We start from the raw sequence: 14,072 nt of genomic DNA on the forward strand, positions 1-14,072 counted from the left end.
CGACGAGCCCTTCGGCGCGCTCGATGCGCAGGTGCGGCGCGAACTCCGCCGCTGGTTGCGCGAGATCCACGAGGCGACCGGCCACACCACTGTGTTCGTGACGCATGACCAGGAGGAAGCGCTGGAACTCGCCGACCGCGTCGTGGTGATGAGCCAGGGTCGGATCGAGCAGGTCGGCACGGCGGACGAGGTTTATGACAACCCGAACTCGCCCTTCGTTTACGGCTTTATCGGCGATTCCAGCTCGATCCCCGTTCAGGTCGAGGGAGACCGCGTGCTGCTCGGCGACAAACGCCTGGCCCTCAAGGGCTGGAGTGCGAAGGATGGGAAAGCGCAGCTGTTCTTCCGGCCGCACGATGTCGAGATCGTGGAAGGCGGGGAGGGCGCCATTATCGGCAAGGTGCTTGCCAGCCGCCGTGTTGCCGGTCTGCGCCGTGTTGAACTGAGCGTCGAGGATGACGGGCATGTCGAGATCGAACTGCCCGCCGATCGTGACGCGCCGGTGGGTTCCACGCTCGGCTTCCGCCCGCAACGCTTCAAGCTGTTTCCGGCTTAATCACTCATAGAAACAGGGCCGGTGCGAAACCGGCCCTGTTTCATTTCGAGAGAGTGTTGAGGCTTATTCCGCGCTGGCCGTAGCGTGGAAGATGTCGTGGTTCTCATCGCCTTCCACGATCAGGAAGCCGGCCAGACCGCGCTCGACGCGCGACAAAGCGTGGTCAACCAGGACGTAGCGGCCCGGCACTTCGACCTTGAACTCGACCGCTGCGGCGCCACCGGCAGGAACGGTGATCGTTTGCACATTGGTGAGCGGCTCGGAGGTGAGCGAGCCTACCTGGTAGACCTTGTCGAAGATCTCGCCGATCACGTGGAACGAGGACGAGAAGTTCGGGCCGCCGACGCCGATATAGATGCGCACGGTTTCGCCGACCTTGGCCTTGAGCGGGTTGTGCTCGGTAAGCGACCCGACATGGCCGTTGAAGACAAAATATTCGGGACGCTCGTTGAGGAGCTTCTCGTAGCTTTCCGTCAGGAGACCGGACGACCCGAAGGCTTCTTCCGTGTAAATCTCGCCCTGCATGACGTAGAACTCATGATCCACCTTCGGCAGACCGTTTTCGGGCTCGACCAGGATCATGCCATACATGCCGTTGGCGATGTGCATGGCGACCGGCGGCACCGCGCAGTGATAAACATAGATGCCGGGGTTGAGCGCCTTGAAGGTGAAGCCCTTCTTTTCGCCCGGGGCAGCACTGGTTGCACCCGCTCCGCCGCCCGGTCCGTTGACCGCGTGGAAGTCTACATTGTGCATCATCGAGCTATCGTCGTGGTTCTTCAGCGTCACTTCGACCGTGTCGCCGACGCGAACGCGCACGAATGGGCCGGGAACGGTGCCGTTGAAGGTCCAGTAGCGATAGGTGGTGCGGCCGTCGAGACGCGCTTCGAGTTCGATCGTTTCCAGCTCTACCTTGACCGTTTCCGGCGTGCGGCGCGTGATGGGCGGCGGAATGTCCTTCGGATCCTTGCCGATGTCGGTGATGCCATCGACAACCGTGTAGATGCGGTTCGACAGGCTTGCACCGGGCGACGGCGTTGCGGATGTGCCGCCATGGGCGTGCTGCGCGGCAGCATGGCCGGTCGCGAGCAAGGTTCCAGCCACTGCCAGACCGGCCGAGCTCTTCAGGAGGTTGCGGCGCGACAGAGCGACTTCGTTTGTCTCGGTATCGGCGGTGTGATCTTGGTGTTTCATGATCGTCTCACTTCAAGCAGAGAATTCAAGCGCGCGAGGATTACTGCCCGGCCTGGGTCAGCAGGGCTTCGAAGTGGGTCTTCGCCTTGCCCGGATGCTTGACGGCCTTGACCTCTTCCGCGTTGGCGGGCGTGCCGACCTTGATCAGGGCGACCATGCCCATGCCGTAATGCGGCGTGCATTTCACGCCATAGAGGCCTTCCTTGTCGAGCGTGACCTTCACTTCCTGATTGATCTTGCCCTTGAACGGCTCGGCGCCTTCCGGGATCATGCCCTTGATGGATTCCGCATCGTGGCCCTTGTCGGTAGGAATAAAGGTCACGGTGTCGCCCGGTGCTGCCTCGATATAATCGGGCTGGAAAACCATTGCGCCCTTTTCGCCCTTGTTCAGCATCTGAACCTGGTGGTCGGCGGCAAAGGCCGTTCCAACGAAGCCAAAAGCCGCTGCGGCGGTCATGAGGATCAGCGTCTTCATCGAAGTTCCTTCCTGCTTTTTCTTGCTTGCCGAAGAGCGTTTTCTTGTCCTGCTCTCGGCTTCGGCGGGGTTTTATGCCGCCCGACCCGGTGAGACTTTGCGCTGGAACAAGTCGCGGTCATTTCTTCGAACGCGCTTTTAGTTTGCGCTCGATCAATGTGCCGAACGCCGATCCGCCTTACAGCTGCGAACTAGAATGCGAGACCTGTGACGTGGGCGAGATCATGAAACCGGAGACATGGCACTCGGTGGATCAGGTGATGCGCCAGTGGCCCTGCACGATCAGCGTCTTCATCGCGCATCATCTGCGGTGCGTCGGCTGCGTGGTGGGGCGCCATCATACAGTAGACGAAGCCTGTCAGGCGCATGCCGTCGACTTGCAGGTCTTCATGGACGATCTGTGCCACGCCGTTGACGGCGATTGGCGCCGGTCACGTCAAGCAATGCAGCCTCAGTCGCCCGAGGCTCTGCCTTCGGCTGCAACCAGCAGCTTGTGAGGATCGCAAAGCAGCAAGCGCTGGCGCCCGCCTTCGATCAAGCCGCTCGCTTCCCACACGCTCATGATGCGGCTGACCGTATGCAGCGTGGTGCCGGTCATCTCGGCCAGATCCTGGCGGGTGACGGGAAAGTCGATCAAGACGCCGTTCTCGACCTTTGTGCCGGCCTGGCCAGCAAGGCGCAGCAAAGCGTGTGCGACGCGGCGCTGCACTTCCTCGGTGGACAATTCGGCAATCCGCGAATGCGCTTCCTGAAGCCGCTGACCAAAGGCCTGCATAGCGTTGGCAGCAAGTGCTGGTGCTTTCTCGCACAGTTTGGGCCATTGCGCCGATGGCCAGGCTAAGGCCAGGCTTTCCGTTGCCGCTAGAGCCGTAGCGGGATAGGTCGTCTTGCCGATCGCAACCGCCATGCCGCAGACCTCGCCGGGGATGACGAAGCGGATCAGCACCTGCTCGCCGTCGGGCGTGATCTTCACGACCTTCAAGCGGCCGTCGAGAACGAGAAAGAACTCGTGCGCTTCCGCGCCATGTTCGAACATCGCCGTGCCCTTGGGCAGACGGCGTGGCGACGCTTCCGCCAAAATCGCACGCAAAGCGTCGTCGTCCAGCGACTGGAAGATGGCGAGGTGGCGGATCAAGGACGGGTCAAGGCGCGACATACCTAGCCATTAGCCTGCCCAACGCCGGCAATCCAGCGGCATTCCTGTTTGCAACCTTGCTGCAGCACAAAGAGGCGTGACCGTCTTCGACATAAAAAGCAGGCAACGCGTCGTTCCGAACGCTGCCGGCATCCTTTGTCGGTAGATGGCGGGATGAAAGTCCAGGGTGCCCGCATGAAGCTGTCCGACGTGTCCGATCCCACCAGCCTGCGCAACATCACGCGTGCCGATCAATCCGTGCCTCGGACAAAGCGCAAAGCCGGCGATACCTCAATCGACGGGCGCGGCCGCGACCTTAAGGCCCCGGCAATCCTGAGCTACGGCTTCCGGCCCTTCTTTTTCCTCGGTGCGGTCTACGCCATGCTCGTCGTGCCGTTCTGGGTGTGGGCGCATCAAACCGGCACCCAACTTCCCGGGCCGTTTTCGGGTCACGACTGGCACGCCCACGAAATGATCTTCGGCTTTCTGTCCGCGGTGATCGCCGGCTTCATTCTGACGGCCGTGCCAAACTGGACCGGGCGGTTGCCGCTGAGCGGGACGCGGCTTGCGGTGCTGGTGGCGCTTTGGGTGATCGGCCGGCTATCCTCGGCCTTTGTTGCCAATCCATGGGCAGCGCTCGTGCTCGACATGGCCTTTCCGGTCGTACTCGCAGTGGCAATCTGGCGTGAGGTAATTGCGGGCAAGAACATCCGCAACATGCCGATCGCCGCGCTTCTCACCTTCTTCGCGCTGGCCAACTGCCTGCATCATCACGAAGCCTGGGCGAATGCCGCACCGGTGGCTCAGCACGAGACGGCTGCGACGGTTGGCCATCAACATGATGCAGCGCCCGCTGGCGGACACCAGCATGATGCGATGGCGCAGACCAGCCAGACGGACGCGCCGGGCTTTCTCAGCCAGGGCATTGCCGAGCGCCTGGCTCTCGGCGTCACCGCCATTCTGCTGGCGCTGATCGGCGGGCGGATCATTCCGAGCTTTACCCGCAACTGGCTGGTGAAGCAGGGTTCGACCAGCCTTCCAGCACCGTTCGGAACGCTGGACAAGGTGGCCCTTGCTGCAACCGTGCTGTCCATGCTCGGCTGGATCGCTGCGCCGGAAGCAGCCGTTACCGGCGGATTGCTGATCCTTGGCGGCCTGCTCCTGGCCGCGCGCCTTTTGCGCTGGGGAGGATGGGCGACATGGAAGGAGCCGATCGTGCTTGTTCTGCATGTCGGTTATCTCTGGCTTGCCGCAGGCGTTGGCATGCTGGGCGCCGCCATTTTCTGGCCGGAGGTCATCGCGCCCGACGCCGCGCTGCATACGCTGACCGCTGGTGCGGTTGGAACGATGACGCTGGCTGTGATGACCCGCGCCAGCCTCGGCCACACCGGACGTGTGATCGCCAGCGACCTCGTGATCACGCTGATCTACGCGGCGATCTGCGTCGGCGCCTTGCTGCGCGTGGCGGCTCCGCTGATCCCGGATTTGTATGCGGAACTGATCACGGCAGGCGGCCTGGTTTGGAGCCTCGGCTTTGCATTGTTCGTGCTGCGCTATGCCCCGATCCTGTGGCAGCCTCGTTTGGGCAAATAGCGCTTCCACTCTTACTCAAGCCGAGCCATTCTTTCGGGAAAGAATGGCTTTTCCAGCCTTTGTTCCTCGATTTTGCCTGATCTGGCTGGTAGCGGCCTGCGCAGTCACGTTGCTATGACGTGGCGCGCATCAATGCTGGATCTGGAACAGTCGCTTGTTTTTCTCGAAGCTGCGCCCCGCGCTCCTTTCTTTCCTTCTCCTGTTCTCCGTTGCTGGTCATGCGCTCGCGCAGGGTGACTCTGCTGCCGCGCTGATCGAGCAACTGACCCAGGCGGAAGGAGAGCTGCAGGCAGTTGATCGTGCGCTCGACCGCCGCGTCAACAATGACGAGCAGGGTGCCTTACGCGCACGAGCCGTGGCTGCGCAGCAGGTGGCAACCGGCCTTGCGCAACAGCTCGAAGAACAGCTTGCCCGGATCGATGCGCGTTTGACTGGCATCGGTGCGGTTCCGGAAGGAACCACGGAAGCGCCCGACATCAGCGCGGAGCGCGCCAATCTCGAACAACAGCGGGCCAGCATCGATGCCGCCATCAAGCGGGGCCGTCTGGCCGGCGTTGAAGCGCAGCAGCTGGTCGAGGAAATCGACCGCAGCAAGGTCGAGCAGTTCAACGAACGCATCTCAGCGCGCGTCGCATCGCCCTTGACGCCGACCTTCTGGAGCGATGTCGCGGAAGCGTTTCCGCGCGACACCCGCCGCATCAGCTCGTTCTTCTCGCAAGGGATGGAGCAGATTCGCTCGGGCTGGCAGGGCGTATTCCCCTGGCAGGCTCTGCTTGGCGCCGTGGTTGCCTTCGTGGTCTTATACCCTCTGCGCAGATTCCTCCGCCATTTCGGTCAGCGCTTTCTGATCGAAGGCGCGCCGGGGCGGCGCGTCCGCCGTTCGGCCAATGCCTTGTGGCGCATCATCGTCGGCACGCTGGCACCTCTCCTTGCCGCTCTCATCTTCGTGCAGGGTCTGCGCTGGGCCGGGCTGATGCCGGAGCGCTGGAGCAGTGTTGCGGATGCTTTTGTCAGGGCTTCGGGCTTCTGCGGCTTCGTGGTGGCGCTGGGCAGCGCCATATTGATGCGCGATCAGCCCTCCTGGCGCGTCGCGCCTTTGCAGGATGATACGGCCTCGCGGCTGACACCCTTGTCCTGGCTGCTTGCCGGGACTTCGATGTTCAACGTTCTGGTGACGGCCTTCAACACGGCAGTGGGCGCCAGCCAGCCGGCAACCATCGTCTCACAGACACTCGAGGCCGTGCTTCAGCTGCTGCTGATCATCACGGCCCTGTTCATTCTGGGACGACTTAGGGCATCGAGAGCCGACAGCGAAGCCGCGTCCAGCGTCGCGATGGGGGCGGGGCAGAGCGTCTTGTCTCTGCTTGTGTGGGTTCTCGCAGCTGTTTCCACGATCGCCCTTTTGCTGGGCTATATCAGCTTCAGCCTGTTTATCGGCCAGTTCATTGCCTGGACCGCCGTGTTGGGCGCAACCCTCTATCTGCTGATGGCCGTGGTGGACGATGTCGCGACCAGCGTCTTCACCCGCAAAAGCCCACTCGGCACGGCCATGTCGCGCGGGCTGGGCTTACGCGGCAGCATGATCGACCAGTTCGGTCTGCTTCTGTCCGGCGCGTTGCGGTTGATCCTCGTTGCGGTCGCCTTCGCGCTGTTGATGACGCCGTTCGGCGGCGGCGGCGGCTTCGATACGCTGTTCAGCCAGGCCGGTGCTTTCGCGCAAGGCATCCAGATCGGCGGCATCTCGATCTCGCCGGGCGCGATTCTGCGCGGCGCGATAGTGCTGGTAATCGGCCTGACGCTTGTGCGTCTGTTCATGGGCTGGCTGGAAAACCGCTATCTGCCGGCAACCGATCTCGACGGCAGCGGTCGCAATTCGGTCAGCCTCGTTGCGCGCTATGTCGGCATCGCGCTGGCGGTAATCTGGGCGCTGGCCTCCTTGAATATCGGCGTCGAGCGCATCGCTTTGCTCTTGTCCGCCTTGTCCGTCGGTATCGGTTTCGGCCTCCAGGCGATCACGCAGAACTTCGTGTCCGGCCTGATCCTTCTTGCCGAACGGCCGATTAAGATCGGCGATCTGATCCGTGTCGGCACGGATGAAGGTGACGTGAAGCGCATCAGCGTACGCTCGACGGAAATCGTGCTGGCCGATCATTCCACGCTGATCGTGCCGAATTCCGAGTTGATCACCAAGACGGTGCTGAACAAGACGCTGGCCGGCCCGCTCGGGCGCATCCAGATCCAAACTGATCCGGTCGCCGTGCGCACCATCGTGCTCGATGCGTTCAAGGCTGAAACGGCGGTGCTGGAAGATCCGGCGCCATCGGTTTTCGTGGATGCGATCACCGATTCCCGCATCATGTTCAATTGCTTCGCGCATGTGGCGTCGCCCCGCGTCGCCTATGGGCCGCGCAGCAATATCCTGATGAACCTGCTGAGTCGCTTCCGCGAAACGGGCATCGACATCGGCACGGTGCCGCAGAGGCTGGAAGTGGTGCCGGCCGAACGCGATCTGCTGGGAGGCAACAAAGAGCCGGAAGGCGCTTAAACCCGTTTATTCAGTCTGCTGCGGCAGACCGTCTTCCGGTTCGGGGCCGATCGGCGGCACGCTTTCATTGCCTTCCGTGCGGTCGCGGTAAAGCGCGGCGCGGGCCAAGAGCATCAGCGACACCGGCGTCGTTACCGTGACGAACAGCGCTATTAGGATTTCATGCACGACCGGGCGCGACTGCGTCACGGAAAAGAAGATCATGGACGCCACGAGAATGCCGCCGGCACCCCAGCTCGTGCCCAGCGTGGGCAGATGGATGCGCTCATAGAAGCTCTTGAAGCGCAGCAGTCCGGACGCTCCCAGGAATGTGAGGCCCGATCCGATCAGCAGAAACAGTGCGACAAGGATGGCGGCCCAAAGCGGGAAGTCGGCGGGTGCGGGGCTCATTCGATCACCTCGCCGCGCATCAGAAATTTGGCAAGTGCCACGGTGGACACGAAGCCCAGCAGGGCGATGATCAGCGCCGCCTCGAAATACATGGTGGTGCCGCTGCGGATGCCGAAGGTCAGCAGCAACAGCATGGAGGCGATATACATCGCGTCAAATGCCAGCACGCGGTCCTGCGCGCGCGGACCGCGCATCACGCGGATCGCCGCACACGCCATTGCGGCCAGAAGCAGAACCTGAGCGATGGTGATGGACCAGGAAAGGATGAGCCCGCTCATTCGAAAGCCTCCGCCAGCAGCCGCTCGTAGCGGTTCTTGATCAGATCGACCCAATCCTGTTCTTCGCGCAGATCCAGAACATGGATCATCAACTCGCCGCTGGCGGAATGATATTCGACCCAGGCTGTGCCCGGCGTGCTGGTGACGATCACGGCCAGCACGGTCAGCGCCGTGCGGTCCTGCAGGTCGATCGGGATGGTCACGAAACCGGATGTGCGATGGCGGTGACCACGGTCCAGAACGAGGCGCGCAACGCCGAGATTGGAGCGCACAATGTCGCCGGCCACGATGAAAAGGAGGCGCAGCAGCGGACTCCAACGGCGAATGCGCGGCTTGGCCGGCTGCAGCGCCGTCATCGCCTTTGCCGCAAACAGCGCGAGCAGGGTGCCGAGCAGAAGGTGGCCGGCCGACAAACCGTTCAACAACAGCCACATCACGAGGAGGCCGAGGCTGAGCAGCGGATAGGGCAGAACCGCGCGCATCATGGCTGGCTCCCTTCGGCAACCGGCGGCGGGATCGGGGCGGCTGAAAGGACTTCCTCGATGTAAACGCGCGGCGCATGCATGGCGCGCGCCGTGGCGTCCATGTAGCGAAGCACCGGGCCACCGCCGACGCTCATGGCCGCGCAAAGCAGCAGAAGTCCGGCAACGGGCGTGATTTCTACGAGCTTGATGCGCGGCACCATGCCTTCGATCGGCGCCCAGAAGGTGCGGATGCCGGCGCGCACCATGGCGATCATTGCGGCAAGGCCCGAGCCGATCAGGGCGGCGGTAAAGATCCAGCCGAACAGCGACACGTCGAGCGTTGGCTTGTCGGAGCCGATAATGGCGTCGAGCATCGCGAACTTGCCGATAAAGCCCGATAGCGGCGGCAGGCCGGCAAGCAGGATGGCACAGGCCACGAAGCACAGGCCGAGAATCGAGATCGTACCGGGGATAACCAGGCCGGCATCTTCCACGACGTCCTCGACTTCCGGATCGTCGCCATAGGCCTCCATCGTCACGGCGAGAACGTCGGCGGCGGGGTCCTGGGCGCGATCGAGAAGTTCGACGAGAAGGAAGAAGGCACTCAGCGCCATGGTGGAGCTGACCATGTAATAGAGCGCGCCAGACGTGACTTCGACGCTCGCCAGGCCGATCGCAGACAGCAGCGTTCCCGACGATACGAGCACGTAAAAGCCGGCAAGCCGCGCCATGCCCTGCGATGCGAGAACGCCGGCGGAGGCGAAGGCGATGGTCGCGATGCCGGCGCCGAACAGCCAGAGCTCACCGAAGCCGGCCGAGGCACCCGCATCGACGCCGAACAGAAGCAGCGACAGGCGGAACAGGATATAGATGCCGACCTTGGACAGGATCGCAAAGATGCCGGCCACGGGGGCGGCGGCCGCCGTGTAGGCCGTCGGCAGCCAGAAGCCGAGCGGGTAAATGCCAGCCTTGACGAGGAAGGCGACGCCGAGCACCGCAGCACCGGCCAGCAGCAGAGGCTGATCACCGGCTGCAACGGCTGGAATGCGCAAAGCGAGGTCGGCCATGTTCAACGTGCCAGTGACGCCGTAGATCAGGCTGACGCCGATCAGAAACAGCAGCGATGCCGCCAGGTTGATGGCGATGTAATGCAGGCCTGCACGCACGCGCTGGATGCCCGACCCGTGCAGAACGAGGCCGTAGGACGCTGCCAGCAGCACTTCGAAGAACACGAAGAGATTGAACAAGTCGCCGGTCAGAAAGGCGCCGTTCAGGCCCATCAGCAGCAGCTGGAACAGCGTGTGGTAGTGTGGGCCGATGCGGTCCCAGCGGGCCAGCGAAAAGGTCAGCGACGCCAGCGCCAGCGTTCCCGTCAGCACCAGCATCAGCGCGGACAGGCGATCGAGCACCAGCACGATGCCGAACGGTGCCGACCAGTTGCCGAGCAGGTACACGCCGGTGCGGGCCGCATCCGGCTCGCCGCTGTCGGCGAAACTCAGGAGAACGAAGGCGACGACGAGCAGGCTGACGGTAGCGATAACGCTCAGCGTCGCCTTCAGCGCATGCCGCCGTTCATCGAACAGAAGCAGCAGCGCGCCGGTCATCATCGGCAGCAGAATTGGAACGATCAGGAGGTGGCTTTTCCACTCCATCAGTTCGGCTCCCTGCCGTCGACATGGTCGCTGCCGGTCAAGCCGCGCGACACCAGAAGCACAACCAGGAACAGTGCCGTGGTTGCGAAGCCGATCACGATCGCCGTCAGCACCAGCGCCTGCGGCAGCGGATCGGCATAATCGGCCGGGTTGATTGCACCGCTGGACACCACCGGCGGCACATTGCTGCGGGGCCGGCTCATGGAAAAGATGAACAGGTTGACGCCATAGGAGATCAGGGAAAGCCCGACGATAACCTGATAGGTGCGCGGGCGCTGCAGGAGCCACACGCCGGATCCCACGAGAAAGCCGATGCCGAGCGCGAGCGTCAGTTCGATCATACGATTTCCTCCATCGTCGTCGTGCTGATCTTGGCGGCACGCAAACGGCGGATCGACTGGTGAGCGAAGACGATGAGCATCAAAACGGTGGCGCCGACCACGAGCGAGAAGACGCCAAGATCAAACAGGATGGCGGTGGCTGCCGGAACCTTGCCGATGACCGGCAGGTCCACATACTGCGAATAGGACGTCAGGAACGGATAGCCGAACACCCAGGAGCCGATGCCGACGCAAGCCGCGATCAGCAAGCCGAGGCCGATCCAGTTCACCGGCAGGATACGCAGCCGGTCTTCGACCCAGACCGTACCGGCCGCAAGATATTGCAGGATAAAGGCCGCCGACATCGCCACGCCCGCAGCAAAACCGCCGCCCGGCAGATCATGCCCGCGCAGGAAGAGATAGGCGGCAAGAACGATGATGACGGGGAACAGCCACTGCATGATGACGGAGGGCACCAGCAGGTAATCGCTGACGGTTTGACCCTCGATACGATCCGAGCGCGCTTCGTCGGTCGCGGCCTGGATGCGCTGCTGTTCCGGCGAATCGATCGTATCGGGCGCCGGGCGGAAGCGGCGGAACAAGGCAAACACCGTTAGCGCCACGATGCCAAGAACGGTGATCTCGCCGAACGTATCGAAGCCGCGGAAATCCACGAGGATGACGTTGACGACATTGCGCCCGCCGCCTTCCTCATAGGCCTTGAGCAGGAAGAACTCGCTGATGCTGTCGGGCGACGGGCGCATCATCACGGCATAGCTCAGCAAGGTCATGCCGAGGCCGGCGATCGCTGCAAGCAGAAGGTCGCGTCCGCGACGGACCTTGGTGCCGAGAGGTGCGCGGCCGAGTTCTGTGTCTTCCCAGCGCTTAGGCAGCCAGCGCAAGCCCAGCAGGATCAGCACGGCCGTGACGATCTCCACGAGCAACTGCGTGACGGCGAGGTCGGGCGCGGACAGCCAAACAAAGGTGATGCAAGTCACGACGCCGGCGCCGCCGAGCAGGATCAGCGCCACAAGGCGGTGGAACTTGGCCTGATAGGCAGCACCGACGGCGCAAGCGATGCCGACCATCCACAACAGGCCGAACGCGATGTCGGTCTGGCCCCATTGCAGAACGCCGAGATCGAAGCCGCGATTGTAACGCGGGATGAAGGCAGCCACCAGGGCGACGCCAATTAACAGGCGCAACTGCTGCTGCAAGCGGCGGGTGCCGAACGTGGTTTCCACCAATTTCGCGCCGCGCCAGGATACGAACACCAACGCGCGCTCGAAGATGCGCTGTCCCTTCAAACGCCGGAAATAGGGCGGGCCTTCTTCGCAATGGGCGAGGTAGTGGCGCAAAAGAACGTAAAGCAAGGCGCCGCCCAACAGCGCGATGATGCTCATCACCAAAGGCAGGGTCAGGCCGTGCCAGACAGCCAGGCTGTAGGCCGGGGTTTCTTCACCAAGCACCGAAACAACCGCGACATGAAGGAATGGCCCGACCGTCAGAGCCGGGAAGATGCCGATCACTAGACAGGCCAGTACCAGCAACTGGATCGGCAAGCGCATTAAGAAGGGCGGTTCATGCGGCTCGCGGGGCAGATCGTCAGGACGATCACCGAAGAACACGGCATGAATGAAGCGCATGGAATAGGTCACAGCGAAGGCGCTGGCCAGCACGGCGACATAAGGCGCGGCCGTATCGAGGATCGAATCCGCATGGGTTTCGATCGCTTCGGCAAAGAACATTTCCTTCGACAGGAAGCCGTTCAACAGCGGCACGCCGGCCATTGCGGCACTCGCGACCATCGCGAGGGTGGCCGTATAGGGCATCAGCTTGAACAAGCCGCCCAGCTTCTGCATGTCGCGGGTGCCGCTCTCATGGTCGATGATGCCCGCCGCCATGAAAAGCGACGCCTTGAAGGTCGCATGGTTCATCATGTGGAAGATGGCAGCAACGGCACCGAGCGGGCTGCCGAGGCTGAGCAGCAGCGTGATCAGACCGAGATGGCTGATCGTGGAATAGGCGAGCAGGCCTTTGATGTCGCGCTGGAAGATCGCGAAATAGGCACCAAGCAGCAGCGACATGGCGCCCGCAAAACCCGTGAGCCAGAACCATTCATAGGTTCCGCCCAGCACCGGCCAGAGCCGTGCCATCAGAAAAACGCCGGCCTTCACCATGGTTGCGGAATGCAAGAAAGCGGATACCGGCGTCGGTGCCGCCATCGCGTTGGGCAGCCAGAAATGGAACGGGAACTGCGCGCTTTTGGTGAAGGCGCCGAGCAGGATCAGGCAGGTCGCCGTGAGATAAAGCGGATGAGAGCGGATCAGATCGCCCGAATCCAGCACCACATCCAGATCATAGCTGCCGACGATGTGCCCTATCAGCAGAACGCCGGCCAGCAGGCCCAATCCGCCAATGCCGGTGATGGTGAGCGACATGCGGGCGCCGTCGCGTGCATCGGCCTTCTGGTACCAATAGCCGATCAGCATGAAGGAAATGATGCTGGTGAGCTCCCAGAACACCACCAGCAGGATCAGGTTGCCCGACAGGATGATGCCGAGCATCGCGCCCATGAAGGCAAGGAAGAAGGCGTAGAAGCGCGGGATCGCGTCGTCCGGCGACATGTAATAGCGGGAATAGATCACCACCAAAAAGCCGATGGTCGAGACCAGCATGGCAAACAGCCATGCAAAGCCATCCATGCGCAGGCTGAACGACAGTCCGAGCGTTGGCAGCCACTCGATGTCGAGCCGCACCGGCGTGCCAGTGGCCACCGACGGGAACAGGCAGGCCGACAACACAACCGTGCCGAGTGTGACGAGCGCCGCGGCCCAGGTTTCTGCGTTGCGGGCATTGGCTGGAAACAAGGCTGCGAAGCATGCGCCTGCGAAAGGCAGGACGATCAGCATCATCAGCATGGTTTCACTGGCCATCCGGTGCGGGCCCTTCCAACAAATCACGGCTCTTGCGATATCTCACCCATTATGGTTGACTTGGGTACGAAACGGCAAGGGTGTTTCGCGAGGGTTTTCGATAAAAATGCCTTTATTTCCGGAGCAATGTCGTGCCGCTCGTGGCCTGCTCAACTGGACGCAGGAGCAGCTTGCCGTGACGGCGGGCGTTTCACGCAGCACGATCAAGGATTTCGAGTGTCATCGCCATGCGCTGCACCGCTCCTCGGAAGACTTGCTTGTCCGGGCTTTCGAGATGCGGGGCGTGCAGCTGCTGTTTGAAGGCGACGAGACCTTCGGCGTCCGCCTGCTGCCGCCGCTCGACGGCACGCATTCGTAATAGAAAAAGGCCTGCGATGATGCAGGCCTTCCAGTCGGTCCTTCCAACCTAGCGCAGCCGGTGTCTGCGCAAGCGACGCTTCGGCGCCGGCTTGAAGCGCGAGCGCAAAGCCAGTGCGCCGAGGCCAAGAACCGCCAAACCACCGACGGCACCAACGGCGATCAGGCCGGCGAGCG

General features: G+C 62.6%; 14 protein-coding genes. 5 read left to right on the top strand and 9 right to left on the bottom strand.

Features of this window, described 5'->3' with window-relative positions; genetic code table 11:
- Nucleotides 1-556, top strand: a 556-nt coding sequence (locus RTX98_RS16145; RefSeq protein ID WP_312797855.1) for a TOBE-like domain-containing protein, incomplete at its 5' end; no start/stop codon positions are given.
- Between the two features lie 63 nt (nucleotides 557-619).
- On the opposite strand, the gene nirK is transcribed toward RTX98_RS16145, so the two are convergent.
- On the bottom strand, nucleotides 620-1,750 hold the full coding sequence (gene nirK / locus RTX98_RS16150) for a copper-containing nitrite reductase (RefSeq protein WP_312797856.1): 1,131 nt from the start codon (nucleotides 1,748-1,750) through the stop codon (nucleotides 620-622).
- A gap of 40 nt (nucleotides 1,751-1,790) precedes the next feature.
- Entirely contained in the window at nucleotides 1,791-2,225 is a 435-nt protein-coding gene (locus RTX98_RS16155) for a pseudoazurin (protein ID WP_312797857.1), read from the bottom strand.
- Between the two features lie 224 nt (nucleotides 2,226-2,449).
- Between RTX98_RS16155 and RTX98_RS16160 the strand changes: the two genes are divergently transcribed.
- Nucleotides 2,450-2,722, top strand: coding sequence for a hypothetical protein (locus RTX98_RS16160; RefSeq protein WP_312797858.1), 273 nt, complete (start codon nucleotides 2,450-2,452; stop codon nucleotides 2,720-2,722).
- Here the strand turns inward: RTX98_RS16160 and RTX98_RS16165 are convergent.
- Nucleotides 2,677-3,381, bottom strand: a complete 705-nt coding sequence (locus RTX98_RS16165) for a Crp/Fnr family transcriptional regulator (RefSeq protein WP_312797859.1) — start codon at nucleotides 3,379-3,381, stop codon at nucleotides 2,677-2,679. The two genes, RTX98_RS16160 and RTX98_RS16165, sit on opposite strands and share 46 nt — an antisense overlap.
- Before the next feature lie 153 nt (nucleotides 3,382-3,534).
- Here RTX98_RS16165 and RTX98_RS16170 point away from each other — a divergent pair, with 153 nt between their 5' ends.
- Together RTX98_RS16170 and RTX98_RS16175 are read left to right on the top strand one after the other, a co-directional pair.
- Nucleotides 3,535-4,953, top strand: a complete 1,419-nt coding sequence (locus RTX98_RS16170) for an NnrS family protein (RefSeq protein WP_312797860.1) — start codon at nucleotides 3,535-3,537, stop codon at nucleotides 4,951-4,953.
- Nucleotides 4,954-5,107: 154 nt separating this feature from the next.
- On the top strand, nucleotides 5,108-7,498 hold the full coding sequence (locus tag RTX98_RS16175; RefSeq protein WP_312797861.1) for a DUF3772 domain-containing protein: 2,391 nt from the start codon (nucleotides 5,108-5,110) through the stop codon (nucleotides 7,496-7,498).
- A gap of 6 nt (nucleotides 7,499-7,504) precedes the next feature.
- Here the strand turns inward: RTX98_RS16175 and mnhG are convergent, their stop codons facing one another.
- The 6 genes from mnhG to RTX98_RS16205 are packed head-to-tail and all read right to left on the bottom strand — an operon-like array spanning nucleotide 7,505 to nucleotide 13,538.
- Nucleotides 7,505-7,888 (bottom strand): monovalent cation/H(+) antiporter subunit G, encoded by a 384-nt coding sequence (gene mnhG, locus RTX98_RS16180; protein ID WP_312797862.1) that lies wholly within the window; start codon nucleotides 7,886-7,888, stop codon nucleotides 7,505-7,507.
- The gene (locus tag RTX98_RS16185) at nucleotides 7,885-8,166 is read right to left on the bottom strand and encodes a K+/H+ antiporter subunit F (protein WP_189505169.1); all 282 of its coding nucleotides are present in this window, start codon (nucleotides 8,164-8,166) and stop codon (nucleotides 7,885-7,887) included. The genes mnhG and RTX98_RS16185 overlap by 4 nt, the downstream gene beginning before the upstream one ends.
- The gene (locus RTX98_RS16190) at nucleotides 8,163-8,651 is read right to left on the bottom strand and encodes a Na+/H+ antiporter subunit E (protein WP_312797863.1); all 489 of its coding nucleotides are present in this window, start codon (nucleotides 8,649-8,651) and stop codon (nucleotides 8,163-8,165) included. The genes RTX98_RS16185 and RTX98_RS16190 overlap by 4 nt, the downstream gene beginning before the upstream one ends.
- Nucleotides 8,648-10,282 carry a monovalent cation/H+ antiporter subunit D gene (locus tag RTX98_RS16195; protein ID WP_312797864.1) on the bottom strand — a complete coding sequence of 545 codons (1,635 nt, stop codon included), beginning with the start codon at nucleotides 10,280-10,282 and terminating at the stop codon, nucleotides 8,648-8,650. The genes RTX98_RS16190 and RTX98_RS16195 overlap by 4 nt, the downstream gene beginning before the upstream one ends.
- The gene (locus tag RTX98_RS16200; protein WP_312797867.1) at nucleotides 10,282-10,620 is read right to left on the bottom strand and encodes a Na+/H+ antiporter subunit C; all 339 of its coding nucleotides are present in this window, start codon (nucleotides 10,618-10,620) and stop codon (nucleotides 10,282-10,284) included. The genes RTX98_RS16195 and RTX98_RS16200 overlap by 1 nt, the downstream gene beginning before the upstream one ends.
- Nucleotides 10,620-13,538 (bottom strand): monovalent cation/H+ antiporter subunit A, encoded by a 2,919-nt coding sequence (locus RTX98_RS16205; protein ID WP_312797865.1) that lies wholly within the window; start codon nucleotides 13,536-13,538, stop codon nucleotides 10,620-10,622. Before RTX98_RS16205 ends, RTX98_RS16200 begins: the two co-directional genes overlap by 1 nt.
- A gap of 106 nt (nucleotides 13,539-13,644) precedes the next feature.
- Here RTX98_RS16205 and RTX98_RS16210 point away from each other — a divergent pair, with 106 nt between their 5' ends.
- Nucleotides 13,645-13,896: a helix-turn-helix domain-containing protein gene (locus RTX98_RS16210; RefSeq protein ID WP_312797866.1), complete on the top strand. Its 252-nt coding sequence runs from the start codon at nucleotides 13,645-13,647 to the stop codon at nucleotides 13,894-13,896.
- The last annotated feature ends 176 nt before the right edge of the window (nucleotides 13,897-14,072 follow it).

This window comes from Tianweitania sp., assembly GCF_032053605.1.
Taxonomy (GTDB): domain Bacteria; phylum Pseudomonadota; class Alphaproteobacteria; order Rhizobiales; family Rhizobiaceae; genus Tianweitania.